General features: G+C 59.0%; 32 protein-coding genes. 19 read left to right on the top strand and 13 right to left on the bottom strand.

What is annotated here, in order from left to right; all coding sequences use genetic code 11:
- Nucleotides 1-79 precede the first annotated feature (79 nt).
- Complete coding sequence (locus ACM5SV_RS27955) at nt 80-730, bottom strand: pyridoxamine 5'-phosphate oxidase family protein (RefSeq protein ID WP_222017763.1); 651 nt, start codon at nt 728-730, stop codon at nt 80-82.
- 458 nt (nt 731-1,188) lie between these two features.
- Here ACM5SV_RS27955 and ACM5SV_RS27960 point away from each other — a divergent pair, with 458 nt between their 5' ends.
- The 5 genes from ACM5SV_RS27960 (at nt 1,189) to ACM5SV_RS27980 (ending at nt 5,179) form a co-directional block, all read left to right on the top strand.
- Complete coding sequence (locus ACM5SV_RS27960; protein ID WP_221971317.1) at nt 1,189-1,584, top strand: DUF6894 family protein; 396 nt, start codon at nt 1,189-1,191, stop codon at nt 1,582-1,584.
- 261 nt (nt 1,585-1,845) lie between these two features.
- Complete coding sequence (locus tag ACM5SV_RS27965; RefSeq protein ID WP_419425459.1) at nt 1,846-3,018, top strand: glycosyltransferase family 2 protein; 1,173 nt, start codon at nt 1,846-1,848, stop codon at nt 3,016-3,018.
- Nucleotides 3,019-3,410: 392 nt separating this feature from the next.
- A complete protein-coding gene (locus ACM5SV_RS27970; protein ID WP_221970507.1) occupies nt 3,411-3,683 on the top strand; it encodes a BON domain-containing protein in 273 nt (90 codons plus the stop codon).
- 127 nt (nt 3,684-3,810) lie between these two features.
- The gene (locus tag ACM5SV_RS27975) at nt 3,811-4,206 is read left to right on the top strand and encodes a DUF1236 domain-containing protein (RefSeq protein WP_222018255.1); all 396 of its coding nucleotides are present in this window, start codon (nt 3,811-3,813) and stop codon (nt 4,204-4,206) included.
- 100 nt (nt 4,207-4,306) lie between these two features.
- The gene (locus ACM5SV_RS27980) at nt 4,307-5,179 is read left to right on the top strand and encodes a DUF1236 domain-containing protein (protein ID WP_222018253.1); all 873 of its coding nucleotides are present in this window, start codon (nt 4,307-4,309) and stop codon (nt 5,177-5,179) included.
- Nucleotides 5,180-5,267: 88 nt separating this feature from the next.
- Here the strand turns inward: ACM5SV_RS27980 and ACM5SV_RS27985 are convergent, their stop codons facing one another.
- From ACM5SV_RS27985 to ACM5SV_RS28005, 5 genes are all read right to left on the bottom strand, one after another.
- Complete coding sequence (locus ACM5SV_RS27985) at nt 5,268-5,525, bottom strand: GlsB/YeaQ/YmgE family stress response membrane protein (protein ID WP_012756450.1); 258 nt, start codon at nt 5,523-5,525, stop codon at nt 5,268-5,270.
- A 158-nt stretch (nt 5,526-5,683) separates the two neighbouring features.
- Nucleotides 5,684-5,902: a hypothetical protein gene (locus ACM5SV_RS27990; protein ID WP_128440391.1), complete on the bottom strand. Its 219-nt coding sequence runs from the start codon at nt 5,900-5,902 to the stop codon at nt 5,684-5,686.
- 339 nt (nt 5,903-6,241) lie between these two features.
- On the bottom strand, nt 6,242-6,853 hold the full coding sequence (locus ACM5SV_RS27995; RefSeq protein ID WP_012756448.1) for an ATP-dependent Clp protease proteolytic subunit: 612 nt from the start codon (nt 6,851-6,853) through the stop codon (nt 6,242-6,244).
- Nucleotides 6,854-6,899: 46 nt separating this feature from the next.
- On the bottom strand, nt 6,900-7,259 hold the full coding sequence (locus tag ACM5SV_RS28000; RefSeq protein ID WP_164049580.1) for an SRPBCC family protein: 360 nt from the start codon (nt 7,257-7,259) through the stop codon (nt 6,900-6,902).
- Nucleotides 7,256-7,570 carry an ArsR/SmtB family transcription factor gene (locus ACM5SV_RS28005; protein ID WP_012756446.1) on the bottom strand — a complete coding sequence of 105 codons (315 nt, stop codon included), beginning with the start codon at nt 7,568-7,570 and terminating at the stop codon, nt 7,256-7,258. Before ACM5SV_RS28005 ends, ACM5SV_RS28000 begins: the two co-directional genes overlap by 4 nt.
- A gap of 310 nt (nt 7,571-7,880) precedes the next feature.
- Between ACM5SV_RS28005 and ACM5SV_RS28010 the strand changes: the two genes are divergently transcribed.
- A complete protein-coding gene (locus tag ACM5SV_RS28010) occupies nt 7,881-8,741 on the top strand; it encodes a transglutaminase-like domain-containing protein (RefSeq protein ID WP_222018251.1) in 861 nt (286 codons plus the stop codon).
- A 218-nt stretch (nt 8,742-8,959) separates the two neighbouring features.
- On the opposite strand, the gene ACM5SV_RS28015 is transcribed toward ACM5SV_RS28010, so the two are convergent.
- On the bottom strand, nt 8,960-9,553 hold the full coding sequence (locus ACM5SV_RS28015; RefSeq protein ID WP_222018249.1) for a TetR/AcrR family transcriptional regulator: 594 nt from the start codon (nt 9,551-9,553) through the stop codon (nt 8,960-8,962).
- 155 nt (nt 9,554-9,708) lie between these two features.
- Between ACM5SV_RS28015 and ACM5SV_RS28020 the strand changes: the two genes are divergently transcribed.
- From ACM5SV_RS28020 to ACM5SV_RS28050, 7 genes are all read left to right on the top strand, one after another.
- Entirely contained in the window at nt 9,709-10,098 is a 390-nt protein-coding gene (locus tag ACM5SV_RS28020; RefSeq protein WP_222018247.1) for a RidA family protein, read from the top strand.
- A 462-nt stretch (nt 10,099-10,560) separates the two neighbouring features.
- On the top strand, nt 10,561-10,878 hold the full coding sequence (locus tag ACM5SV_RS28025) for a PepSY domain-containing protein (protein ID WP_003546144.1): 318 nt from the start codon (nt 10,561-10,563) through the stop codon (nt 10,876-10,878).
- Between the two features lie 17 nt (nt 10,879-10,895).
- Complete coding sequence (locus ACM5SV_RS28030) at nt 10,896-11,492, top strand: general stress protein (RefSeq protein WP_222018245.1); 597 nt, start codon at nt 10,896-10,898, stop codon at nt 11,490-11,492.
- Nucleotides 11,493-11,755: 263 nt separating this feature from the next.
- Nucleotides 11,756-12,424: a RibD family protein gene (locus ACM5SV_RS28035; protein WP_222018243.1), complete on the top strand. Its 669-nt coding sequence runs from the start codon at nt 11,756-11,758 to the stop codon at nt 12,422-12,424.
- Complete coding sequence (locus tag ACM5SV_RS28040) at nt 12,421-13,641, top strand: iron-containing redox enzyme family protein (RefSeq protein WP_260686609.1); 1,221 nt, start codon at nt 12,421-12,423, stop codon at nt 13,639-13,641. Before ACM5SV_RS28035 ends, ACM5SV_RS28040 begins: the two co-directional genes overlap by 4 nt.
- Nucleotides 13,638-13,892 (top strand): Rieske (2Fe-2S) protein, encoded by a 255-nt coding sequence (locus ACM5SV_RS28045; protein WP_113546288.1) that lies wholly within the window; start codon nt 13,638-13,640, stop codon nt 13,890-13,892. The genes ACM5SV_RS28040 and ACM5SV_RS28045 overlap by 4 nt, the downstream gene beginning before the upstream one ends.
- On the top strand, nt 13,889-14,479 hold the full coding sequence (locus tag ACM5SV_RS28050) for a CDP-alcohol phosphatidyltransferase family protein (RefSeq protein ID WP_113546289.1): 591 nt from the start codon (nt 13,889-13,891) through the stop codon (nt 14,477-14,479). Before ACM5SV_RS28045 ends, ACM5SV_RS28050 begins: the two co-directional genes overlap by 4 nt.
- A gap of 307 nt (nt 14,480-14,786) precedes the next feature.
- On the opposite strand, the gene ACM5SV_RS28055 is transcribed toward ACM5SV_RS28050, so the two are convergent.
- The 3 genes from ACM5SV_RS28055 to ACM5SV_RS28065 form a co-directional block, all read right to left on the bottom strand.
- Nucleotides 14,787-15,488 carry an alpha/beta fold hydrolase gene (locus ACM5SV_RS28055; protein ID WP_222018242.1) on the bottom strand — a complete coding sequence of 234 codons (702 nt, stop codon included), beginning with the start codon at nt 15,486-15,488 and terminating at the stop codon, nt 14,787-14,789.
- 230 nt (nt 15,489-15,718) lie between these two features.
- Nucleotides 15,719-16,405 carry an alpha/beta fold hydrolase gene (locus ACM5SV_RS28060; protein WP_222018240.1) on the bottom strand — a complete coding sequence of 229 codons (687 nt, stop codon included), beginning with the start codon at nt 16,403-16,405 and terminating at the stop codon, nt 15,719-15,721.
- A gap of 201 nt (nt 16,406-16,606) precedes the next feature.
- Nucleotides 16,607-17,530 (bottom strand): helix-turn-helix transcriptional regulator, encoded by a 924-nt coding sequence (locus ACM5SV_RS28065; protein WP_222018238.1) that lies wholly within the window; start codon nt 17,528-17,530, stop codon nt 16,607-16,609.
- 329 nt (nt 17,531-17,859) lie between these two features.
- Between ACM5SV_RS28065 and ACM5SV_RS28070 the strand changes: the two genes are divergently transcribed.
- From ACM5SV_RS28070 to ACM5SV_RS28085, 4 genes are all read left to right on the top strand, one after another.
- Complete coding sequence (locus ACM5SV_RS28070) at nt 17,860-18,975, top strand: sensor histidine kinase (RefSeq protein WP_222018236.1); 1,116 nt, start codon at nt 17,860-17,862, stop codon at nt 18,973-18,975.
- 11 nt (nt 18,976-18,986) lie between these two features.
- Nucleotides 18,987-19,379 (top strand): response regulator, encoded by a 393-nt coding sequence (locus tag ACM5SV_RS28075; protein WP_166471309.1) that lies wholly within the window; start codon nt 18,987-18,989, stop codon nt 19,377-19,379.
- 251 nt (nt 19,380-19,630) lie between these two features.
- Nucleotides 19,631-20,422 (top strand): aldolase, encoded by a 792-nt coding sequence (locus tag ACM5SV_RS28080; RefSeq protein ID WP_012756432.1) that lies wholly within the window; start codon nt 19,631-19,633, stop codon nt 20,420-20,422.
- Nucleotides 20,423-20,550: 128 nt separating this feature from the next.
- On the top strand, nt 20,551-21,147 hold the full coding sequence (locus ACM5SV_RS28085; RefSeq protein WP_222018234.1) for a c-type cytochrome: 597 nt from the start codon (nt 20,551-20,553) through the stop codon (nt 21,145-21,147).
- Between the two features lie 50 nt (nt 21,148-21,197).
- On the opposite strand, the gene ACM5SV_RS28090 is transcribed toward ACM5SV_RS28085, so the two are convergent.
- Complete coding sequence (locus tag ACM5SV_RS28090) at nt 21,198-21,548, bottom strand: cupin domain-containing protein (protein WP_222018232.1); 351 nt, start codon at nt 21,546-21,548, stop codon at nt 21,198-21,200.
- A 410-nt stretch (nt 21,549-21,958) separates the two neighbouring features.
- Entirely contained in the window at nt 21,959-22,411 is a 453-nt protein-coding gene (locus ACM5SV_RS28095; protein WP_158686903.1) for a hypothetical protein, read from the bottom strand.
- A 201-nt stretch (nt 22,412-22,612) separates the two neighbouring features.
- On the opposite strand from ACM5SV_RS28095, the gene ACM5SV_RS28100 reads away from it, so the two are divergent.
- Nucleotides 22,613-23,290, top strand: a complete 678-nt coding sequence (locus ACM5SV_RS28100) for a winged helix-turn-helix domain-containing protein (RefSeq protein WP_222018230.1) — start codon at nt 22,613-22,615, stop codon at nt 23,288-23,290.
- A gap of 46 nt (nt 23,291-23,336) precedes the next feature.
- The gene (locus tag ACM5SV_RS28105; RefSeq protein ID WP_222018228.1) at nt 23,337-24,737 is read left to right on the top strand and encodes a sensor histidine kinase; all 1,401 of its coding nucleotides are present in this window, start codon (nt 23,337-23,339) and stop codon (nt 24,735-24,737) included.
- A 23-nt stretch (nt 24,738-24,760) separates the two neighbouring features.
- Here the strand turns inward: ACM5SV_RS28105 and ACM5SV_RS28110 are convergent, their stop codons facing one another.
- Nucleotides 24,761-25,564, bottom strand: coding sequence for a glycosyltransferase family 25 protein (locus ACM5SV_RS28110; protein WP_222018227.1), 804 nt, complete (start codon nt 25,562-25,564; stop codon nt 24,761-24,763).
- Nucleotides 25,565-26,065 lie beyond the last annotated feature (501 nt).

The raw sequence follows: 26,065 nt of genomic DNA on the forward strand, positions 1-26,065 counted from the left end.
GATGGGTTTTCCAAGGGCTGCAGATCGGATTCAAGATGCTGGCGGGGAAAGAGACCGGCTTGAAGCCCGCGCCGGGCAGCTAGTAAAGTGTCCTTCGGTAGGCTTGTTCCAGGTCTTCGTCCATCTTCCGCATTTCATCCCCGTCCTTCGGCGCCCCTGTCGTCTCGTCCAGAATGATCTTTATCAGCGAGGGCATCTCGGTGCGGTCCTGGAAATGTTCCGGGCTCCACAGGTAGGACCGTCTGAACGCCTTGGCGCAATGCATGAAAACTTCGCTGACGTTGACGATGATCGCGAGTTTCGGGAGACGATCGGCAACGCTCATGCTCGTCAACAGGTGAGGATCATTGGTCAGACTTGCCCGCCCGTTGACGCGCAATGTGTCGTCGAAACCGGGGACAAGAAACAAGAGCCCGACATTCGGATTGGCGATGATGTTGCTTAGGGTATCAAGACGATTGTTGCCGGGTCGATCCGGGATCGCCAGGGTGCGCTCGTCAAGAACCTTGACGAACCCCGGAGGGTCACCGCGAGGACTGACGTCGGCCTTTCCCTCCGAACTCTGCGTGCCGATGCAGAAGAATGGCGAGCGCCTGATGAATTCCTGCGCGTGCTCGCCAAGGGAATTCTGACACTTCACGATTGCCAGAGCGTGGGTCGGCTCGAACAGCGCCCGAAGCGACTGTTCATCCGCGATGGCAAAATCTGGATTGAGTTGCAAACCCGTCATGATCCCCTCCCGAAATCCCATTCATTCCCTGGCCGAACGTAGGCCCGGAACCCTGGCCTCGCAACGCTCGTCTCCGCCCGTCAGGCCCGTGAATGATGTACGTACATCAAAAACTATACATCGGTTGATATCCGAGATCAATCAGGGATCGAACCATGCGCGGCAGGCGTGATCGGGCTGGAGACCGAGCTGCGGTCCGAGACGAAGACGCCGGCGATAAATCGTGACGAGAAGCCGAAGCTGAGGCTGGTCCATTTCGGCGCCAGTCGCCGACCCCATCCGATCCGCCGTGAAGCAGAGCTGCCACGCGCTTCTTACTCACGATTGCTGTGTCTGATTCCGGATCGCGATCCGCCCCTCCAAAGCTTTGCGGTGGCGCCGCTCGAGCGAGTGTACGGTTTTGACCGAAACTTCTGAAGCAGATCCGCGTTAACTGGCACTTGTGAAGGAGGTGTACCTTGCTGACGCTGTATTTTCATATCACGCACATGGATGGCTCAGTATTGGAAACCGAGGGCCAGGAGTACCCGGATCTTTATGTCGCAACTGCAGAAGCCATGGAGAGCCTTCAAGAACTGGTCGCAACGGCTCTTTTGTCCAGAAGGCAAAGAATTCCGCTCGGCATCGCAATCTGCAGCGAGGAGGGAACGATCCTCCGCGAGGTTTCCGTCAATGCCGCCGTCCCCGAGACAGCCCAAAGCCACCAAGCGAGTGTTTCCACTCCGCTAGGTATATGCGCCAGCTCGGGAAGCAATGCGGTCGGCGAGAGTAACGGGCCGGGCCGGCCGGGGGCAAGTTTGACACCGCGACCCTTCGACGCCCTCGTGCGGCCCACTCCTTCGGTCGAAAATTAACTGCCCCGTCACTCGCGACGGGGCTTTCTTTTTGGAGGTTGATTGGACGCATGTTAGAACACCCGAAGAAAAGGGGCGGTCGCGGTGGCAAGTCCATCCGGAAGACCCGTTGCGGCCACCATATCTTCCCTTTCTTCCGCGCGAGGGCAGTTGCATTGGACGAAAGTTCATTTCGGGTCGCCCGAAGTTGGAATAGTGCGTGGCTGAATCGCCAATCATCAGAACGAAGAGAATTATTGTTGGCCGAATGAGGGATCTGGAATGCTTTTCTCTTCAGACACGGATCGGAGGGACGTTCGTCATTTCAACGGGCCGCTGGTTTCGGTGGTCATCCCGGCCTTCAATGCTTCCCGTTATATCGAACGCACGCTTCGATCCGCCGGGCGCCAGACCTACCGGAACCTGGAGATCATCGTCGTCAATGACGGCTCTACCGATGATACGGCAAGGGTGGTCGAGCAAGTGGCGCTGGCAGATTCGCGGATCCGCCTGCTGTCCACGCCAAACCGCGGCGTTGCCGCAGCAAGGAACACCGGCATCCGGGAAGCAGCAGGTCGGTTTGTGGCATTTCTTGACGCGGACGATCTCTGGCATCACACGAAAATCGAAAAGCAGGTGAATGCGCTCAATCGCTTAACCCCACAGTGGGCTGCGGTTTATGTGCTGCATTACATCATCAATAGTGACGACGAGATCCTTCGCTCCTGCCGGCCCGATGTCGCCAGAGGATATATCTTCGCCCGGCATCTGACTTTCAAATATGTCGGCAACGGAAGCGCGCTTCTTGTCCGTCGGGATGTCGCGCTCGAGATTGGCGGATTTGACAGCTCATATGCAGCTGCAGGAATTGGCGGCTGCGAAGATCTCGACTTCGAACTCAAGCTGGCCGCGCGCTATCAAATCGAAGTCATCCCCGAACGGCTGGTTGGATACCGGCAGTATCCCGGCAACATGTCGTCCAATCACCTGCCAATGGGCCGAGGCGCACTGGAAGTTATCAGGCGTTCGCTGGCGGCAAACCCTCAACTCCCCCAATACGCAACGCGGAGCGCAATCAACGCCACCCAGAAATACGCATTTTGGGAGTTCCGCCAAGCCAGGAACACGTATCTGTCACTTGTGACGATCTGGTCGATCTTAAAAAGCGAACCATCTTTCGTGGTTCGGCTTGCATTCGAGAAGTGCCTGCGCCTGAGACAACACTGTCATCGTCTCGTGAGGACAACAGCAACCGGTCGTGATCCACCGCGAGTGAACAGGTCGAAATTCGACCAGCAAATCGTCCCTTCGTCTGTCGAACGCCCGGACGAGACCGCGCAATCTCGACGTCACCTGATGCAGTTGACGGAGGTGGATGCCGAGCTGCATTCAACCCTTGAGCCCGTGGCGGACCGGCTCGGCCAGATGGCAAAATCACAAACCCGGTCTTCGTAGCCGGAGGCGAAATCAGACATTTGGGTCGACATCAGGATGGCGCCAGAGCGCCCAGCCTTTGCCGCTTGTCACAAGCATCAGAGGAGCAAAGTCCTCGCTTTCGCGCGCTTCCCTATGACCGACCGCCTGCATTCCTATTCATCGCCTCCTTGCCGAGCTCGGACGCTCGACACTGGTCGATAAATTCAAGCGTCATCAGGGAGGTTCTGACTGGAGTCGGCAACATTGCTAGAACCTCCCTGACGTCCTTTCAGCAAGGATCAGGAGAATTTAATGCGGATCGTGCCGAGGGAAAGCCGGACTTAAGTCCGGCTGGTGATGTCAGGGCACGCCGCTCATATCTAATGCGAGGTAATGTGTACGTCCGTGGAGGGGCGGAACAGGAGGAGAATATGAAGTTCGGCCCCGATAACTACAATCACGAAGAGCGCTGCTCGCAAGGCCATAGTTCGGCATCCACGATCGCCACAATCGAAGCCACCCTTGCCGCCGATCCTGATATCGACAGCAGTGCCATCGAGATCAGGATGCTCGGCCCTGTCGTCCTGCTCGAAGGCTTTATAACCAAGGCTGTGGACCGCGACAAAGCCATCTCGCTTGCCGCGATGATCGTCGGCTGGGAGAACGTCCACGACCGAATGCTCAGCCGTTTTCCCACGCAGTAGGCGGGCGAATCCTACGCTAGGACCAAGGTCGGATCGGCCCCGGCATGAAGTCCGACATCTGGAACACTTCCTCGATCTTTCGGTTTGTCTCCGCAGCGGAATCATCCGCATCCAAGGAGGAAAACAGATGAATATCAAAGTAATAGGAATCGCCGCAGGCATCTTGTTGGCATCGACCTCTGCCTTTGCGCAGTCTTCGACGGTGACAGGAGCAGTAGGCGGTGCTGCAACGGGTGCGATTGTCGGCGGCCCGGTCGGTGCTGCTGTCGGCGGTATCGTCGGCGGCGTGGCAGGTAGCGTCATCGATCCACCGCCGCAGCAGGTGGTCACCTATGTTCAGCAAGCTCCCGCCCCGACCACGCGCGTCGTGGTGAAGGAGAAGGTCGTCGTCGGGCAGCCCCTGCCGAAGACCGTGGTCGTCACCCCAATTCCCGACGACCCGAAATATGCATACGCGATCGTCAACGATCAGCATGTGATCGTCGAACCCTCCTCCCGGAAGGTCATCCAGGTCATTCAGTGACCACGTGCGGCTGAAGCCGCCCCCTTCAACAGTCAGGGCACGCATCCGACGCATGAGAATGCGGGACGGCATCGCGTGCCCGAAACCTCGGAGATTGATCATGAAAAGCAACCATCTCACCATGCTCGTAGCAGCGTTGTCACTCAGCGTCTTGCCACTTGCCACACTGCCCGCGGCGGCACAGCAGGACACCAAGAGCGGCGGCCAGGCCCAGTCCGGTTCGCAGACGGGCACGGACGCCGGCTCCAGCGCCACTGGAACCGGCACCGACTGTACTCCCGACGCTTCGGGAGCCTGCCCGCAAGGCAAGGGCCAGTCATCGCAGCAGAAACCGGGTCAGGGTTCGGACATGAAAAAGAGCGCCGAACAGCCTTCGAACGATAATTCTTCGACAAAGGGAAGTGCCTCCGGCAAGTCTTCGACGGAAACCAAACCCGGATCGCAAGACGCCGGCGGCACCACCACGACCGAACAGAAGCCCGCCGCCAAATCCGGCAGCAGCGATACAGGCGGCTCGGCCACCTCAGGCACGAAGAGCAGCACGCAAAATGCCAAGCCTGCAGAGGGCTCGGGCAACGCCGCCACCACGCAAAGCGGCGATGCGTCGAAACAGTCGACCGATCAGAACTCTTCGACGACGAGCAAAAGCTCTTCCGAAACCAACGTCAACAACAACACAACGACGAACAATCAGACGTCCAACACCAAGACCAACGTCAACATTTCCGTCGAGCAGCAGACCGAAATTCGCACAGTGGTGAAGGAGGTCCATGTTGCGCCGGTGAAGGAAGTGAATTTCACGGTCTCCGTCGGAACGACGATCCCGAAGAAGGTTCGTCTCGAACCGCTGCCGCCACGCATCGTGAAGATCGTTCCGCAGTATGAAAGCTACCGATTCTTTATCCTTGCAGACGGCCGGATCGTCATCGTCGATCCCGATGCCCTAACGATCGTCTACATCATCGAGGTCTGACAGAACGTCCCGGCGGCGTCTCGCAATCAGGCGGGCTAACCCGAAACGTGATGAAGGCGGCCGGTTTGCGGGGCCGCCTTCTGTTTGATCAGGCCGTCCGCCTGACCATTCTGGCAATGGCGATCAGGATGCAGGCTCCGATGAAGCCCGCGATCAGATAACCCAGCCATCCGCCAAGGACGACGCCGAAGAGCGAGAGGATGAAGTTGGCGACGATGGCGCCGACAATACCGAGAACGATGTTCATCAGCACGCCCATGTTGCTCTTCATCAGCATTTCGGCGAGCCAGCCGGCAATGCCGCCGATGATGATTGCGGCGATCCAGCCGATACCTGCACTTTCCATAGCAATTCCCCCTTGTGAATGATGAGCGGCCGGCGCGGGCTGTCACGTCTCGCAGATCAAGCTAAACCGATCGCCAAAGCTATAACCTTCCGCGGCGCCAGTTGGTTCCATAAGCCCCGCCCCAACAGGCCGCGCGCCCCTCCCCGATCGGCTTCACGTCACTTGTCGGCCGCCGGCCAATCGTTCGCAGGCTCTTCTATCACAGCAGCGTCGTCCTCCGCAGGGTCAGGATCGCGCTCAAGGGCTGCGCGCAGATTGCCGATCTCCCTGATGATCGTATCGAAAACGTCCTGCTGCCTGGCCCCGGCCACAACGCAGTCGTCGACGAGATCCTCCAGCTTCGCGCGAAGCCCGACCTTCCAACTATTCTCGCTCATGCCCTCTCCTCCTCTGATCGATCCACACGGAGCATGGTCGCTCGCCCGTTCGATCGCCTTTGATGGCGGGCGGCGGTTTCCGCGCTCAGGCGACAGTGAGCGATGTGTGGCCCTGGTTGACGGTTTCGATCCTCGCGAAATCCTGTTGTCCGGGATGAGATCGCGGCGAACAGGTAAGGTGCTCGCCTGGCATTTCGTTGCCCGCACCGAGAAATCGGAAAAACCGGTGCGTTCACCATCTCCGTCACGTCCGATTGGCACGCCGCGACCTCAGCGGATTAACCGATAGCCGCAGCAACGGTTCCGCCCCATCTGGACTCTTTGCGTCCATGAAACTGTCTATAGGCTGGCCGTGTCTTCCCGAACCGTTAGAATACGGTCGATAAGACCCCATTCCAATGCTTCTTCCGCCGTCATGAAGCGGTCGCGATCCATCCCGCGCTCAAAGTCTTCATAGGAGCGTCCGCAATGCTCCGCGTAGAGCCGCGTCATGCGCTGCTTGGTCTTCAGAATTTCTTCGGCATGAATCATCATGTCGGAAGCCTGCCCCTGGAAGCCACCGGATGGCTGGTGAATGAGGATACTGGCATTGGGCAAAGCAGCTCTTCCGCCGGCCTCGCCTGCCATCAGCAGGAACGATCCCATGGAACGGGCTGTCCCCATGCAAAGCGTATGAACTGGCGCGCGGATAAAACGCATGGTGTCGTACATGGCGAGGCCGCTGGTCACGACGCCGCCCGGAGAATTGATGTAAAGATTGATCGGCTTCTTTGGATTCTCGGCCTCAAGGAACAGTAACTGCGCGCAGACCAGTGCGGAAACGGTATCGTTGACCTCGCCGTTGAGGAAGATGATGCGTTCGCGCAGAAGGCGGGAGTAAATGTCAAAAGACCGCTCCCCTCTGCTGGATTGTTCTATGACCATAGGGACGAGCTGCATCGCTTCGCGCATCGGCGAACTCCAATCTTGCAGAAATCAAAGGGGAGAGCTTGCCGCGTCAGGCGGCGAGCATGAGGGGCGGACCGTTGCTGTTCGCGGGCGTTTTCGCCATCCGGTCAAGCCTCGCGTCGGTCAGCTCGTGGATAATGCGCAGGCGGGTACCGCCGGTCGCGTTCGGGACGATCGTGAACGTCACCGTGCTTTCAAGGAAAGGTGGAGCGTCGTCGCGCAGGCTGTAACGGACTTCCTCGCCAGGTGTGATCGTGGCCGGGGTGGGATCGGCTAAAGCGTCTTTCGGCAACCAGTTTTCCCGAAATTCCGGAATGCTGATTGCACGCCAGACCTTATGCGGCGGTTCATCCAGATCGAATTCCAGGTCGATGCCGTCTTTCTGCTCCTTGGCCTTTCCATCGTTCATTGGTCCATATCCTTCAGCAAGACCTTGAGAGCTTCGATGCGGGCAGGCCAGTAGGCGCGATATTTCGCCAACCATTGTGCGATGAGAGCCAGCCCGTCCGGATCGACTTCGTAATTCACGAAACGCCCCTGCCGTTCTTCCCTCACGAGCTTTGCGCTCCGCAAAACCGAGAGGTGTTGCGACATTGCCGGCTGGCTGATCTCCATGCCCTCCCGCAGGGCACTGGCGTTCATGCCGCCCGCCGCCAGCTTCTCGAAGATCGCGCGGCGGGTGGGGTCAGCCAAGGCTCGGAAGATGTCACTCTCGATCATGCAAACACATAAGCACACACTTATGCGATTCGCAAGTCTATTTCGCGGCCGCAAAACTCTTCGAGCCCGAGACTATGCCAAGGCAATTCCCTAAAGTCCGCGATCGGCATACTTCCCGCTGTGCGCGCGGCGGATTTGCGCCAACAGCAGACATTGCCGGCATCGCAAAACCGTCTGTTCTGCGACGTTGCAAAAGTCAGGAAAACGAGTGTCGCTTTAATCGGGATTTTCGCGACAGGCACCCGATTGACAATTTTTGAAAATTTGCCCTTCTTGTCGTGTCTCAATCCTCGATCGGAGAGAGACGACAATGCGCAAAACCTTCTATGCCTCCCAAAGTATTTATTCGGAACCCGGCCCGTATCGTGAAGCCTTGATGCTCGGGGGCGACGCGCCGGAGTTGATTGCCCGGTGGATTGGCTCGTTCATGCAGCATCCTCGCGGTGCCGAGTCGAAGGAACGAGGCTTTACCACTAAACAGGTCATCGATCTGGAGCTTCGTTCCGTAACCGAGATTCTGGCAGTTGCTGCCGAGCGCAACTTGTTTGAAGGCGATCCTACGCAGATCAAGGTTGGTGGCCTCTGCCGGGATTTCGCAATTCTGGCAGCGAGCGCTTTTCGCGCCAAGGGTATCCCGGCACGTCTTCGCGTCGGTTTTGCCGACTACATCGTTCCCGACTTTTGGGAAGATCACTGGCTTTGCGAATGGCATGATGGCCAGCACTGGAAACGGCTCGATGTGGAATTTGCGGCGGCCGGTGGAGCTTCCTTCAACACATTGGACGTACCGCGCGAGCGGTTTCTAACCGCAAACGAGGCATGGTTTCGGATTAAAGACGAACCGGGCATCGCCTCGCGATTTGGCGTGTCGAGCCTCAACCTTGGGGGCGAGTGGTTCGTCGCGGGAAGCCTGCTTCGAGAAATCGCAGCCCTGCGTAAGCTGGAACTGAAGCCGTGGGATTACTGGGGTCTATCAAAGGACCTTTCCCCCGTTTCAACCGAGTTGTCGCAACAGGCGAGGACAACGCTAGACCAGCTCGCTTCGCGACTCAGGAGCGCCAATGTTGACGGGGACGGCGAGCCGGAAACTACAGCGGACTGGCCTTTACCAAAGGAGGTTATCAGCTTCCCACAAGGCGAGCCTGTGGTTGTCGCGTTGCAAAACTCCTGACTTTTGCGACACGTCCGGTCTTTCCTGAAAGCGTTCGAGGATCCTCGCCGCAAAACTCTGTCGCAAAAGTTGGAGTTTCGCGGCGGATTTTTGCGACGACCACCGATCGAGCCCGTGCCGCTTCCCTTCTCTCGCTTCGAAGAGCGAGTAAGGAGAAGGAGCCACTTTCGCCGTTACTGCGGTGAACGTCCCTTCGCTCGACATTGGCTCCTGGGAGATCACAAAGGCTGCACCAGCAGACCTGCCGCCAAGGCGTGAAAAGCCTCGACCGCCTTTGGCATCACGCTTTGCGGATCTTGGCTGGCGGCGATCCAGAGAGCCGCATTGAGAGCCGCGCCGCTCAGCAATCGGGCGGCCGCCTCTGGGTCAAGCGGCTTGAGGATGCCTTGGGCGATCAGGCGCTCCACCGTGCTCTTGGTCACCTGCAGGCAATTGTTCTGGCTCGGCCACTGCGAGGGATCACCCAAGACCGCAGGTCCGTCGAGCAGGACGATGCGCTGGACTTCCGGATTGAGCGCCATCTCGATATAGGCCGCACCCTCGGCGAGCAGGCCCTGCCAATCGTTGCCTGCGCGCGTGCCAATCTCTTGAGCGCGCACCGCCATTTCCGTGTCGATCTGATCGACGACCGCCGCCAGGAGCCCGCGCTTGTCTCCGAAGTTGTGGTAAAGCGCGCCCCGCGTCAGACCGACGTCAGCCGTCAGCTCGTCCATCGATGCTGCCGAATAGCCCTTTTCCGCAAAGGTCTTGCGCGCCGCCGCGATCAGCTTGACGCGGTTTTCCTGCATCGTTTCACTGCGTTTCCTCGCCATTCAATCCCTCAATTTCAGATACGAAGCGTATATGGACTTGACATACGATGCGTATCTCATACATTTCACATACGAACCGTATATCAAATGGGGCGTGAGATGTGAAGCGATACGTCGCGCTCAACGGTCGTTGTCAACAATGAAGAGAGACCAGAATGACAAAACGCGAAGCAATCTTTCCGGCCGACAGGCACGCTCTTTACGAGAAGCACGGCTATTCCGCCGCGATCCGATCCGGCGATCTGTTGTTTGTATCCGGACAAGTCGGCAGCCGTCCGGACGGAACGCCGGAACCCGATTTCGAAAGCCAGGTCCGGCTCGCCTTTGAAAACCTCAAGGCGACGCTGAGTGCCGCCGGCGCAACGCTGGATGATATTGTCGACGTTACCAGCTTCCACACCGATCCTGAAAACCAGTTCGGAACGATCATGGCCGTCAAGCAGGAGATGTTCAGCACGCCGCCCTACCCGAACTGGACCGCCATCGGCGTCAACTGGCTCGCCGGCTTCGACTTCGAGATCAAGGTCATCGCCCGCATTCCCTGAAGTCACAGACATTGCCGGGGCCACACGGCAAACCATCCTTCCCTGTCGCACGAGCGCGCTCCGGAAGAGCCTCCTGCGATCGAAATTGCGACCTCACTCCTGCCGGACTGCCGGCAGGAGAGCGGCCCGGCATTCACCCCGGTTGCGGCCGCATGGGCCGATGGCTGCGCTGCCCTGGTTCGCGACCACCCCTCTGCACATTTGACAGCATCACAACCTTAGGAGTTAGCGGGCCTGGCGGACTCTGAGCGGCTTTCTTGAGGCGACCGTTCGATCGCCGGCTACGCTCTCCCCTGTCGCCTGGTTGCATTGCCCAGGCCCTATGGAGAATGATCCGGCTGGATGCCTGCGTTGCCTTATATTTAGAAAAATCAATTGCATAATCTTCGGGAACAAAGAACTCCCTTGCGTGTTTTCAGCGCATGGATCGTCATCTGATCCGCAAAATGAGAGGAAACACATATGAAGAAGATCGTCTTTGCGGCGACAATTCTCTGCGCGTCTGCCGTTGCAGCCCTTGCCCAGACAACGCCGGCTCCATCTGCGGATGGAAATACACCTGCGGTTGCAACCCCGGACACCAAAAATCCGACTGCACCCGTCGAGGGCGCCAACAGCTTCACCGAAGCCCAGGCGAAGGATCGCATTGCGGAAGCGGGTTACACCGACGTCAAGGATCTCAAGCTCGATGACAAGGGGATCTGGATGGCCGCCGGCATGAAGGACGGGAAAGCCGTCTCCATTGCCCTCGATTATCAAGGCAACATCGTCGCCAAGTAACCCCAGGGAGAAACATGATGAAAACTGTAACCGGACTTTTCGACGACTATTCGGACGCTCGCTCCGCCGTCAGCAAATTGGAAGCGGCAGGCATCCCCTCAAACGACATCAGCATCGTCTCCAACAAGGCTGGCCGCATTGATCGCGACTCTGACGTTGGCGAGGATGCCGCGACGGGCGCCGGCATTGGCGCTGCCGTCGGCGGCGCTGGCGGCCTGCTGACCGGACTGGGCTTGATGGCCATTCCGGGTGTCGGACCGGTGGTTGCCGCAGGCTGGCTTGCCGCAACTGCGGCCGGGGCCGTCGCCGGCGCCGTCGCTGGTGGTGCTGCCGGTGGCCTGATCGGCGCCCTCACCGACTCCGGCGTCCCGGAAGATGATGCCCACCTCTATGCCGAAGGTGTCCGCCGCGGCGGCAGCCTGGTCACCGCCAAGGTCGACGACGCCCGCGCCTCGGAGGCGCAGGCTGTTCTCCAGGGTTCAAACTGGGTCGACCCGATCGAACGCCGGCGTGCCTATAACGATCAGGGCTGGACCCGGTTCGATGACACGCTCGATCCCTACGCCCCCGAGCAGATCGCGCAGGAGCGTGACCGCTATCGGCGGACGATTTAACCGCCCTTGAGCTCAACCCTCCTTGCATCTCGCGAGGAGGGTTGAAGCGTTGATCTCAAGCGTCAGTCGGTGGCCTGGATCCCTTGCTTCACCATCGAGTTGGATGCGGATGGAGCAAAAGCCACGAATGGCCGCCCTTCGCCCCAAAGCCTCTCACTTCGCTCGATCCGTCTCCGCCAAAGACGCCGCACCCGATTTTCCTCCTCCCAATTGAACAATCATGGCGCAGTCGCATTAGAGTGTGCGGAGGAGGAGGACAAGAAATGGTTGAAATAACAACGCTGTCGGAGGTCACTATCGACGGCAAACTGTCGCTGGGGGCGACGGCTTCCAGCAAGGGTCTGTTCGATTTCTATGGCGACGATCTTCGCGCGTGGTTCCATGCCCAGAGAGCGGCACACGATGCCATAATGGTCGGCGCTGGCACCGTCCTTTCGGATGATCCAGAACTCACGGTGCGTCACGCACCGGGGCCAAATCCGTTGCGTATCGTACCCTCGTCAATGGGCAGGCTGCCCCTCGACGCAAAGCTTTTGAACGACGGCCATCCGACCGTCATCGTCGTCTCCCGCGCGGCGAAGGAAGCCGATATCGAAGCGCTCAAAAGCAAGCCCAATGTCGAAGTGGTGCGATGTGGCGAACGCCGAGTCGACCTCCCCGGCTTGATGAACATTCTCGATGCTCGCGGCATCAAAAGCATGATCGTCGAAGGCGGAAGTCGCCTGCTGCACAGCCTGCACGAGGCGCGGTTGGTCCACCGGATCGTCATAAAACATATACCCGTTGTCACTGGATCGGCGGACGCCCCGAGCTATATGCGCCCTGACGAATATAGTCGGGCATTCGAATTATCGAAATGGCGATTGGTCGAGTGCTTCACAAAGAGTGGGATAGCCGTGACGATCTACGAGCCTGGAACGGCGCGCACATGACCTTCATCGGAAAGCAAGATCTGCTGGATATTGGACAACGCCTCGCGGCGCGAGCAGGCGGAAATCCACCTTCGGTATATGATATTCGCATCGACGCTGAAGCTCTCCGCGACGATGAAGATCCCAGCCTTCGGCGATTTGTCCAACATCAAGCGCTGATGCGCAGTTATCAGGGTCGTTATGTCTTGCTGCCGAGCGCAGCGCCTGTCGGATCGATCCTGTCGCGGCTACAGCAGCACTACGATCCCCGCGAGATGCTGCGTCTCGACGAAATGCGCGCAAACCTTGAAGACGAACTGGTTGGCCCGCTGGTTGCCGAGGCACGCAGCCTTAGCCATCGACAAGATTGCGCCGGGTATGTGGCAAACCTAATACCCAATCTCAAAGCGAACAGGCCGAGCGGCTTCCTTGAGTTTTTGGATAGCTCGAGCAACCGGGATCATTATTACCGGAACTTTCTGCTTCAGTCCTCTGTCGATTTGCTGGCTGAAGCCTCCGCCTCCGCGCTCGGCGTCATCGGCGAATATGGTGAGCCTCAGTCTGCACTATTCCGCATTCTCATTGATGAATTCGGATACGGGGTCCACAACAAAAAACACAGCGTGCTCTACCGATCAACATTGAGGGGGTTCGGACTCAGCGAAGAATACAATGCCTATTGGTTGTTGTTCGATACTCCGACTCTGGAGTTGCACAATGTCATCCACTTCATGTTCCAGAGCCCTCGCAATTTGTTTCTTCAGATTGGCTTCCTGCTCTTCGCCGAAGCAAGCTACCAGCGATCCACGGAGGAGCACTTCCGGTATCTCCAGCGCTTCCATCCCGGCGTAGACGCGCATTACTTTGGCGAACATGCGCACATCGACATCCACCATTCCGCAATGGTTGCCGACGAAGTGGTCGCGCCCTTGGTGTCCAAGTACGGCCCCGAGGTCGGCTCGGAGATCGTCGCCGGCGCCGAACTGACGAGACTGGCCTTCGAGCGGTCGGGAGATCATCTGCTGGCCGTGACCTTGGCATTCGAGGCCGCGGTGAAGGCAGGACACGCCGAGTTTGGCATGCCGACAAATTTGGCCTCGCCTGGTCGCTGCGCGGTGCCCGCGACGAACTGGAATACGGGTTCGGCTCTGCAGATCGGCGGCATTGGTTATTTGACCGACCCGTCCGCCTTCAAGGTTTTTCCACCGCTGTCGGTCGGACGCGAGGTTGTGCCATGAGTGAGGCGGCAAGCTGGATCGGTCAGGACCTTCCCCCGATTGTCAGGGACGGAATAGAGTATTTTCTACTTTCCTACCAAAGCGAGCTTTACCTGATCCCGAATAGGTGCCCTCACCGTGGAGGGCCGCTCAAATTTGGTTTCATCAATGAGCGTAATCAGATTGTCTGCCCGATGCATCACAACGCCTATTCTATTGAGAAGCTGATTGCACGCGATACGACCCTCAAACTGACCGCGGAGCCAGTATGAGCGTCGTCCATGGTTTGGTTTGGGAAGATGGTCCAATCAAGCTCGCCAACGTGGTGACGCTCAGTCGGGGCCTGTTGATAGCCCCTATATTGCTGCTTCTGAGCTATGGGTATGCTGGGCCGGCGCTTGTCCTCTACTTGATTGCATCCATGACCGACCTCGTCGATGGATGGCTCGCCCGACGGACGAAGCGAGCTTCCGAATACGGTGCCCGCCTTGACGCCATCGTCGACAACATCTTCTCCGTCGCCATTCTGTTTTTTCTACTCTCGTCATACCCCGGGCTCGCGTCCCGCCACGGAGTTGCGTTGACAGTCCTGTTCGGCGGCCCGGTGATCTATCTGCTCGTTTCGTGGCTGCTGACTCGACGCCTGCTGATGTTCCATTTTTGGTCCGCGAAGGCCGGCGCGCTTTTGCTATTCGCGTTGTGGCCGTTGCTTTATATCACGGGATGGGAGGCCTTCATTCCACTGGCTGCGACCGTCGTCGGGCTCAGTAGACTCGAACAGGTGATTTTCATTCTGCGCGGAGGTGTCGATCAGGATGCGCCACACATGTTCGCCGCGGTGGAACGGTCCCATAAGTAGCGTCTTACCCGCTCCTGCTGACGTTATCGAGCGTAGCGGAGGCTGGAGAGCGGCCCAGCGCTGCCACCTCGACAATTAACAGCAGCACAACTTTAGGAGTTAAAGGACCGGCCTCACTCCGAGAGGCTTCCTCAAGGCGCGTATGGATCGTCGCTTACCTTCCCCCGTTATTGTCTGACGGCCGACCGCCATCTAACCGGTCCCCCTCACACGGCGAACAGTGGGCGGACGCGCTTACAGGTGCATCTGCCAATAACAGAAGAGACCGCCTGATGACGGTCTCTTTATATGCAATTTCCACGATATATCAGCGACGCTGGACGGCCGCCGCTGCCTTGCGGATGACATCGATGACCACGTCGGGTTGAGAGAGCATCGGCACGTGGCTGCTTTCCACCTCCGTCACCGTCGCGTTCATACGCTTGGAAACCCAGCGCTGGAGATCGGGGTGCACCGTGTGGTCCTGCGTCGCCAGGACGTACCAGCTTGGCTTGGACTTCCACGCGACCTCGCCGGCACCGAGCTTTTGCTGGTCGAACAGATCGGCAACCGGCGCATAGTGCGTGGCCCATACAAGCTTCTGCTCTTCCTCCGAGAGGTCTCCAGCGAAGAACTTGGTTCCGCTCGGCAGCATCCAGGCCCGGCCGTCCGCTGCCTCGACATGGTTGAAGATGTCCGACGGATACTTGGCGAGCTGATCCTGCACGGTCTCGCCGACATCCGGGGCGACCGCGGCGATGTAAACCAGACCAACGACACGCTCGTCGATGCCGGCGGCCGTGATCGTTGCGCCGCCGTAGGAATGCCCAACGAGGATGACGGGGCTGCCGACACGATTGAGCGTCCGCTTAACCGTAGCCACGTCCTCCTCGTAGGAGTCCAGGCCGTACTGGACGGCGATGACTTCGTGCCCGTCCGCCTGCAGTGCAGGGATGACTTTGCTGAAGCATGAGCCGTCGGCCCAAATGCCGTGGCAAAAAACGATGGTGGGTTTCGGTGATGTAGACATGATCCTGTTCCTTCTTGGGTTGGGTAAATAATTCCGTTGGGGGGCAAGCGAGCCAACGGCTTCCTTCGAAGCTTTTGTGACCAGGCGATGTGCGCCAGGTCGAACTTCACCGAACAGACACACTCCGCTCAGGAATGGGCCGCTCAGGAATGGGTCGTCGTTTCGCCGCTGTGGCGAGGTAATTCCAGAATATGTTGTTTCGAATGATGCTTCGGCTTGGGACCGAATTATCAGTCAAAAGACGCGGCGGCGTTGGCGATGAACTCGGCAACGGCTTTCGGTTGTGAAAGCATAGGCAAGTGGCTTGCCTGAACAACCATGATCTCGGCACCCATACGTTCGGCGGAGTCCTGCTGTACCGCGGGCGGCATCGTGTGGTCGAGCGTTGTGACCATGTACCAGGAAGGCTTGGTGTGCCACGCGCTTTTTGAGATCTTCTCTAATTTACTGCGTGTTCCAAGCGGTCCCTGAGTGGCGTGGACGATATCGGCTTCTGCAGTCGGAAGATCCTGGCCGAGGTATTTGCGCACCCCGTCGCGGGTGAGCGTAACATGCGCGTCGCCCCAGGGCCTCAGTTCGTTCACAACAGCCGCAGTCGCATAACCGCTCCACCAGTCGTCGACGGACTGGCCACTGTCTGGCGCAGCGCCGGCGATGTAGACGAGGCCGGCAACTCGGGTATGGTTGCCCGCCTCGGTAATGACCGCGCCACCATAGGACTGTCCGACGAGGATGACCGGACCGTCCTGCATTTCAATGGCGCGATGAACAATCGCCACGTCCTCAGAGAACGAGGTCAATGAAAGCTGAACGGCGATTGCATCAATGCTTCGCTCTGACAGTAACGGTATAACTTTATTCCAAGCATTACCGTCCAGGAAATATCCGTGCACAAGAATAATGTTTCTAATGCTCACGTTTATATCTCCTGCCTTGATGTCGTCTTCTGGCAATACATATGCACTACTTCTGAGATTAGGTCATGGCATTTTATTGCTCTATCTGGGATTTTATTGCTTAAACTAGGACAGCGAGACGAAGAATCTGTTTTTTCGCTTGATGGATATCGAAGCTATCTGGCGTTTATGGCAGTTTATTGCTTACTTTGTACATTATTGTTACATCTCTGACAAATGCCGGCGGCCCTGTGCGCGTGCGTATGCAGCAGGGGTACTACCCACGACCTTTTTGAAACGTCGGGTCAGGTGGCTTTGATCGACAAACCCAAGCTTATCGGCAATATCGGCCAACGATATTTCGGCTGTCTCGATCAATGACTTCGCATGCTCAATTCTGCATTGCTCCACGTATCGCGCAGGCGTCATGCCAATCTCAGCTTTAAAAACCCGGATGAAGTGAAAGCGGCTGAGACCGGTCCGCTTGGCGAGCGAGGAGAGGTCTGGAAAGTCGTGTGTTGTCCGCCCAAGATGCTCGATTACCCGTCGGATGGCTTCCCTGTCGCTGATTTCGCCGGTGTGATCGGAGACTGTGTAAACACCATACGTTGTCACGAAATGCACAGTTAGCGCTTCAGCAAGGTGACGTAACAGAGGCATCCGCCATTCAAAATCCGGCTTGCGCATCTCCTCGAGGATCGCGCCGCCGATGTACAGTGCAAACAAATCGTTGGCGTGAAGGATAGAACCCGTCTGATCATCCCTGCCGCGGAGGGGCTCACGCAGCCTAGAGCCATCACTGAGTTGCTCCGGGTCGATACCGATCCGAAGCATCGGCGGGACAGCGCCTCCAAGCCGTGCCGGGCTACCGGCCGGGACGACAATCAGATCCCCTGCTCTGCAAGATACTTCGCGGGACGCTATGTGCGTTTGAAAGCGGAATTGCCTTGATGATCCCAGCGCCACCAACACTGCATGATGATCACACCCAGGCACAACCAGTTCGACGCCGTGGCTCCCGTCTCTCACATCAAAGTGCAGGCCGCGAGAGGTAGACGACATGCCAGCCGTCGATATGGGCCAGCCGCCGAGCTGGGCTCGGATTTCACCGATACCAGACAGCTCACTCTGCCCCTGAATCTTCATCTCTTTAGCTCCGTATTTAGGTCGGAATTTCCTTGGCGTGATACCGCTGCAAGAATCATGCACCGTTACGAACCTGCTGGGCAACATTCAACTTTGGACCGCGCGTTCCGGAAAGGCTTCGGCTTCCTGCTGGATGGCCTCTCTCCGAGACGATGGATATTCGTCATCATCGGCGTATCGCGCGGACATGGCAGCCGCGATATTTAATATGAAGGGATCACCTCTCAGGCGTGTTACGGTCTCTCTGTCGGGCTGAGCCTTCTGGCCGGTTGGCATTGTTGCCGACTGATGACTTGCTTCGCGAGTCTGCTGCCCTTGAGGGCCTCTCCATGCAAAAGACACCCCCAGCGCATTTCGAAGCGGCGAGCACTCTTGCCGTGGTGGTATCGTCCAATGAACCGCTGCTTTTCCTCTCCGACGACCAGAAGGTCATCGCAGCGAGCGCATCCTTCTGCCGGGTCTTTGACATCGACCCCAAGACAGTTTGCGGCCGACGCCTCAGCGAAATTGGAAACGGCGAATGGGCAATGCCCCAGCTTGCGTCACTGCTGACGGCGACCGCCTTGGGCAGCGCCAACATCGAAGCCTACGAAATCGACTTTCGACGGCCAAACCAGAAAACACGGCACCTGGTCGTCAACGCGCGGACGCTCGATGATGGCGACATCGATCATATTCGCCTGCTTCTGGCCATCACCGATGTGACCGATGTGCGCGCCGAAGCTCGGCTGAAAGATGATCTCGTTCGCGACAATGCGATCCTGCTGCAGGAAGTCCAGCACAGGGTCGCAAACAGCCTTCAGATCATTGCCAGCGTTCTGATGCAGAGCGCCCGGCGGGTCCAGTCGGAGGAAGCGCGCGGGCATCTCCACAACGCCCATCACCGGGTCATGTCGATTGCGGCCCTGCAACGCCAACTCTCCATGTCCAACAGCGGCAAGGTTGAACTCCGTACCTATTTCACTCAGCTTTGCCAAAGCCTCGGCGCGTCGATGATTGCTGACCCCGACAGGCTTTCGATTCAGGTGATGGTCGATGACAGCGCCGTGGAGGCGGACGTTTCCGTACGCCTGGGGCTTGTCGTGACTGAGCTTGCCATCAACGCCCTCAAGCACGCCTTTCCCGTGGAACGACCAGGCGCAATCGCCATCGCCTATCGATCATCCGGCAAGGATTGGACTCTCTCCGTTACCGACAACGGCATCGGCATGCCTGCAGGTCGCGATGCACCAAAGGCAGGACTGGGGACCGGCATTGTGGAGGCGCTGGCAAAGAGCCTGCATGGTGACATTCAGTTAAGCGATGCGGGTCCCGGCACGGCCGTCACAATCCGCCACCGGGAAAGCGCCGGTTTGCGAACCGACCTTTCTACGGCGGCTTCGGAACCGAATGGCTTGCGAAACGCTATCCCTGCGGAGCCCATGCGGCTCGCACCTCCAATCTGACCGAGTGAGCAATGAATTATGGCAAAGCGGTCGTCCTGGTCGTCGAAGACAGCACGATTATTCGGATGAGTGCCGTCGATCTGGTCTTCTCTGCGGGTTACGAAGCGCTTGAGGCGTGCGATGCGGACGAGGCAATTCGTATCCTTGTGTCGCGAAACGACATCGATCTGGTTTTCACCGATGTTCAGATGCCCGGCACGATGGACGGCATCAAGCTATCCCATTACATCCGAAATCGGTGGCCGCCTGTCAGGCTGATCGTTGCCTCCGGCGCGGTGATCCTCGAAGAGAGCGATCTCCCCATGGGAAGCAGGGCCTTCTCGAAACCCTACGACAACCACGCAATTACCGATGCAATGGCTCATCTGCTGTCGATCGGGAACACGCCTGAGCTGGTAAGTTAAGTGTTTTACGACACCCCTTGGGTCGAGCCGCGGGTGAGACGATCCGCCATCCGCTGCGCCGACGGGGAGTTTAGCGGTAAGCGCCTCCCCCCTCCGTCATCTGAGGCCTCAGCCCGGGACGACGGAGGGTGGGTAAAAATATGCAGATGAAGCGAACCATCTTTGTCTCCAGCCGGCTTGATGCGAGGCTGATCCGGGCGTAATCCAGAACACAGCCACCCTCTCCTTCGACACCAATCTGAAACGACCCCATGGCGCACTCCCTCAATACAGCCCCCTCGCCCGCCGGCGGCCCCAACCAGCCGAAACTCGATACGGACGACATCTGGCAGGCCCGCGTCGATCTTGCCGCCTGCTTCCGGATGGCGGCAAGGCTCGGCATGGAGGAAGGGATCTGCAACCATTTCTCGGCCGTCGTTCCTGGATATGACGACCTGTTCCTCGTCAACCCTTATGGCTACGCTTTTGCCGAACTGACGGCCTCGATGCTGTTGATCTGCGACTTTCACGGCAACGTGGTGTCGGGCAGCGGGCAGCCCGAGGCCACCGCCTTTTACATCCACGCCAGGATTCACAAGAACATTCCCCGCGCCAAGGCGGCGTTCCACACCCATATGCCTTATGCCACCGCCCTTTCGATGACGGAGGGCGATCCCCTGATCTTTGCCGGGCAGACCGCCTTGAAATTCTATGGACGCACGGCCGTCGACCAGAACTATAACGGCCTGGCGCTCGATGCGCGCGAGGGCGATCGGATCGCCGCCGCGATCGGCGATGCCGACATCGTCTTCATGAAGCACCACGGCGTGATGGTCTGCGCGCCTAACATCGCCGAGGCCTGGGACGACCTCTATTACCTCGAGCGCGCCTGCGAAGTGCAGACGCTCGCCCTGTCGACCGGACGCGAAGTCCTTGCCGTCGCGCCTGAGATTGCGGAAGCGGCGTACCGGCAAATGCGCGAAGGCGACCCGGAGTCGGCCCGGCTCCATCTGGAGTCCGTGAAGCGCGCGCTTGATCGCAGCGAGCCCGAATACAAGCGCTGAGCCGCAGCTCGCGGTCTAGGGCGTGAACTCATAAAAACGCAGCCATAGTCGGATGGAGGCGACGGGGGTTCGCTCGCCAATGGTTGCATCTTCTGATAAGATCAGCCTCATACATCTGGAGGCCTCGCATGCCCTGCAGCAGCGCGCTCGCTCCATTCGTCATCGCCGCTCTGGCCCTCGGTCCGCTGCCGGCTGGAGCGCAGAACAATGCTGCGCCACCGCCGGCGGCAATCTCCCATAAGGCCAAGCTTTGCCAGATGTGTCACGGTAGGAAAGGTCTGCCGACTGTTAAGAACACGCCGATCATTGCCGGCCAGCACGAGTCCTCTTTGCTGATAGCTTTGCAGGAATATCGCAATGGAGCGCGCACCGACGACCTCATGGGCCGGATCGCGAAGAATCTTTCCGACGACGACATGAAGGCGCTTGCGGCCTACTTCTCCGCACTGCCTTGGCCCGCCTACCGCGAGCCGGCCGACGCAGCGAGCATTACCCGCTTCCAGGCGCTCGACGTCGAGAAGAAGTGCACCTCGTGCCACCGGGAGGGTTTCGTCGGATACGCCAACACTCCGCGCGTCGCAAATCAGAAGCTGGACTACCTGATCAAAACCCTCTCCGACTTTCACGATAATAAGCGCCCGAACATGCCCAGCATGACGGCCTTGGTGCGCAATTTGTCGGCCGACGACATCGCTGCCATGGCTCACTATCTTGCCGGCCTCTGACGATCAGTTCGGGGTCGGCGATCGACCGAATAGGGCCGCAGCACGGCGCTCTAGGCGTGTGCCGGCCGCCAATGCGGATAGGTGACATAGGCGGTGAGCGCGCCCTCCTCGAGCGAGCGGATGGTCACCGTTTCACCCTTGGGCATGTAGACGATCTCGCCGGGGCCGGCGGTGACCGTTCCCCCGTCCGTCGAGACCGAAAGCCGACCTTCCAGAACGATCATGACGTCGTCGACCGCCATGGTCTCAGTCAGGGTCTGGCCGGGTGCGTAACGTCCATAACCGATGGTGATCGGCCCTCCGTGCCGCTCGTCGACCAGATTGCCGACGGAGATGTCTGCCTCCTGTCCGGGGGAACGCTCCAACGACGCATCGGCGATCGTAAACTTCCGCATCTTCATCGTCTTCCTCCTTTGCCGTGTGCAGAGGTAGCGCGGAAATTTTACACGCCAAGACGGATGGGAGACGCACGAGGAGGAGGTTGCCGGTCTTGTGTCCCCTCGAAAGATCGCTATCGAACCGTGCCTTTTCCGACCTCTCGGCCTCAGGGATGCTCCAAACATCATCGGGAAGTTTGTAGGCCCGATCGGTGATCAATCCGTCATGTTAGATGCCACATATCGAACAAATGAAATGGTCGCTCATATCTTCCCCGCAGCATTTAATAGAGCTTCGATAACGGTTGGGAGTGATTGCATCGAGGGCCCATATATGGTGTGGGACTTGGGGATGCGTGGACAACCAATCTTCATGATTTGCCTGCCCGCTGCTCATGGTTGGATCTAGCGCAAGCCAACTTCAACAGCAGAAATCATGTTTGGAAAAAGCTCATCTGATAATCTGGGAAGTCATCTGCCCGTTCCGGCTGAACAAACTCTACAACGAATGTCCGATCAGGAAATTGCCACCCAAGCTTGGCCATGTAGATTTCGCGCAGCCGTTCGCCCAGGATCGCCAGCTTGTCGCCCGCCATATCCGTGCATGCCGAGTGCTGAATGTCGGCGATGTGAAAATGGTTCATTACCCATTCGACAGACTGGCGCGTTGCCTCAGGATTTTGTTCGAACGATCGCAAACCCTCAATATTGAAACCATCAACGAGAACATACTTTTCAAACGCTACGAAGCGCGGCCAGAATATCTCTGAATAGCCTACGGCAAGTGAGAAATTTCCGCTGTTGGCGGTCCAGTCCCGGAGGCTGATCCCTCGACCATCATTCCAGGCTGCGAGTTCTGATTTCATACTATTAGGAATGTTCGCCAATCTTCCTCTCCTTGTCATCTAGGCCTGCCGAGACGAGAGAAACCTAACGCATCACTCCTTACCAAAGAACGGCTGGAAACTCCTGGCGTCCGGTTGCGTCGGAAGCCGCTCCCCACCCAGCACCTTACGAATCCGTAAGTTGTCGCCAAGCCTTCCTCTTGGCTAGATCTCGCCCTCAGGCATTCGGGAACGATCGGGCTGATGCGAATCCTGCTTATCGAGGACGATACCAAGACGTCCGATTATATCGCCAAGGGTTTTTCCGAGGCCGGGCATGTCTGTGACGTGGTTGGCGATGGCCGCGATGGGCTGTTTCAGGCGCAGCGCGAGGCCTATGACGTCATCGTCGTCGATCGCATGCTGCCGGGTCTCGATGGTCTGGCGATCGTGCGTTCACTGAGGGCTGCCAAGGTCGGCACATCGGCGCTGTTCCTGACATCGATCGGCGGCGTAGACGATCGGGTCGAGGGGCTGGAGGCGGGCGGCGACGATTATCTCGTCAAGCCCTTTGCCTTCTCCGAGCTGATGGCGCGCGTCAATGCGCTTGGCCGCCGGCCGCCGGTGCAGGAGCAGAGGACGGTGCTGAAGGTGGCCGATCTCGAGCTCGATCTGATCCGGCGGGAGGCCCGCCGCGCCGGCCAGGTGATCGAGCTGCAGCCGCGCGAATATACCCTGCTCGAGGTGCTGATGCGCGGCGAAGGCCGGGTCATCACCAAGACGATGCTGCTGGAGCGGGTCTGGGATTTCCACTTCGATCCGAAGACCAGCGTCGTCGAGACCCATATCAGTCGCCTCAGGGCCAAGGTCGACAAGCCGTTCCAGATCCAGCTTCTGCACACGGTCCGCAACACCGGATACAGCCTGCATGCGCCTCGCTAGACAGGATGAACTTCTCAATCCTGTTCGCAATTCAAAGAGTGAGAGCATGATCTCGTCCGAAAACCGCGCACACTTTTCGGCATCATGCTCGAGCCTGCGCAGGAGCACGCCGTTCCGGCTTGCCGTCACCTTCGGCGTGCTCTTCGTCGTCACCTTCATCCTGAGCGGCGCGATCATCTACCACATGCTGCGCCTCGGCCTTGAGCGTGATCTCGAACAGTCGCTCCACGAGATGAATTCGCTCATCGTCTCGACCTACAATCCCGGTGACACCGAGGATCTGATCAACACGCTGAACAATTATGCGAGCTTCCAGTCGACCTCCGACGGGCTTTATTCGCTGACGGACGCCGGCGGGCGCAAGCTTGCCGGCAATTTCGCCGCACCCCGCATCCCCAACGGCGTCTATACCGTCACCTCCAGGGATGTCGGGCTGAAGGGGCATGAACGCTACCGGATGCAGGTCTCGACTATCGGTCCCTACAGCCTGGTGGTGGCGGAAAACTTCAACGATGTCGACGAGATGCTGCGGATCGTGCTGGTCAGCTTCGAATGGGCGGCCGCGATCGTCGTCGCGACCGCGATCGGCGGCGGCGTCTTTCTCGCCGTTCGCGCCCAGGCGCGGCTGGACCGGGTCGCCCTCACCATGAACGACGTCTCCCACGGCGCGCTCGACGCCCGCATTGCCATCACCGGCAACGGCGACGATCTCGATACGGTGGCGATCCAGATCAACGCGGCGCTGGAGCGGCTGCAGAGATTGGTCGAGAGCATGCGGCAGGTGAGCGCCGATATAGCCCACGACCTGAAGACGCCTCTCAACAGGCTGCGCCTGACGCTGGATGCAGCGGTAGCCGGAAACGACCAGCAGGCGGATGTTTCGGCGCTGCTTGACGAAGCGAGACACGAGAGCGATCGGATCAACGCCACCTTCGAGGCGCTGCTGCGCATTTCCCAGATCGAGGCCGGCGCCCGCAAGGAACGTTTCCAGGCAACCGATATCGACGCCGTGCTTGCCGTGATTTCCGAGGTCTATGTCGATGTCGCCGAAGACGCACTGATGGCATTGAGGATCGCGGAGCGCTGTCCCGCGCTCATCCGGGGCGACCGTGATCTGTTGACGCAGATGATTGCCAACCTGGTGGAGAACGCGATCAACCACTGCCCTGATGGAACCGACATCACGGTTTCGCTCCGCTGCCAGGGCGGCCGCGCCATCGTCTCGGTCGCCGATACCGGCCCCGGCATTCCCACCGGCGAAAGGGACAAGGTCTTCCGGCGTCTCTACCGGCTCGACAAGAGCCGCGCGACGCCGGGAAGCGGCCTCGGGCTCAGCCTCGTCAAGGCGATCGCCGACTTGCACTCGGCTGAGATCACCATGGCCGACAATCATCCCGGCCTCATCGTTTCGATCGGCTTCCCGCTGATGCCCGCGGGAGGGTCCTAACTTCTCATCCCGGGGGAGCGGTTCTAACCGCTCACCCTCCATGCCGCGAGCCGGCTGAAGCGGACCGCAAAGCGGCGCAGCTCGGCGGCAGCGCGATACGGCAGCACGCTCCACGGCCGGCGGCGGCCCAGCCGATAGGTCGAAAGCCCTGCCTGGATCTGCGAACAGGGATCGGCCCTTTGGCTGACCGGCAGCGGATCGACGAAGCAAGCGCTCAGCCCATCATCGAACTCCAGATCGAAGGCGAGATCATAGGGCAGGCGCATAGGGACAAGCACATCGGCAATCCAGCCCGCCGCCTTGCGGTTAATCAGATAGGCGCCAGAGCCCTTCTCGCGGGTGAGCGCGATGGCGAGCGAGCGCGACGCGGTCAGCGGCTCCACCTTGTGCTTTCGCCCGGTATTGACGGTCGACAGCCGCAGAATGTCCCAGCGCGCCTGGTGCTTAAGGGCGGCGTCGAGCAGCTCGGCCAGATCGTCATCGAAATCGAGATCGTCCTCCAGAATGAGCGCGAACTCGGCATGGCTGCCGAGGAAGCGCCTGGCGCATTCGACGTGGCTCAGATAACAGCCGATCTCGAAAGGGTTCGGCCGGCGGCCGTGCTGGCGGAGATAGGATGCTTCGTCAAAGCCCGGATGCGGCAGGCTCAGCCCTGCGCCATCGACCGCCGCCACGCGCTCGAAGGCAAGGCCGAAGCTTGCCAGCAGGCGCTCCATTCGAAACCTGCGCAACGGCGCCCGGTCGAGATTGATCAGGTAGGTATTCACCCGCAGGCTGACCGGATGAAGGGCCGGCATAAGGGTGGGAGGAGCGGCGCGCATGTTCATGAAAGAGCTGACCTTCAACTTGGCAATGATGGCGCCAAGCCTGCGCTCCAAACCTCACGGGGACCTCGCTGGAACTATACATTTTGGTAAAGTGCGTCGGTCGAACGGACGGGGCTGCATTTCTTACGGATTGGTATGATCCCGGCAAAGTGCGCGCAACAATGCCGCGCTACCAGCTCTCCTGCCGCACGCAGTGGACGCCTCCCTTCCCGCGATCGAAACGACAACCACCGCGCCTTCGATGACGACAGCGACCCACTGTGTGCCGCGCCGGATGATCCTTGGCTTGAGCAATCGGCTCAGCACCCCCACCCACTCAGAGATCGCCGCCCGCCCCTCATCCGGCTGCCGCCACCTTTGTAACGCTCGCTGGTGAGGACACCTCGCCTTCTTCCCCAGGGGCCGGAGCACGGGACGGTGGCGGAGCTGTTCCTGCCGTTGAGTGGTTCATCTTCGAAAGTGGACGAAATGTTCCAATCCTTTGTCACCCATTGACGTGAA

It is taken from the genome of Rhizobium sp. CRRU65 (assembly GCF_048551595.1).
GTDB classification, from domain to species: domain Bacteria; phylum Pseudomonadota; class Alphaproteobacteria; order Rhizobiales; family Rhizobiaceae; genus Rhizobium; species Rhizobium leguminosarum_J.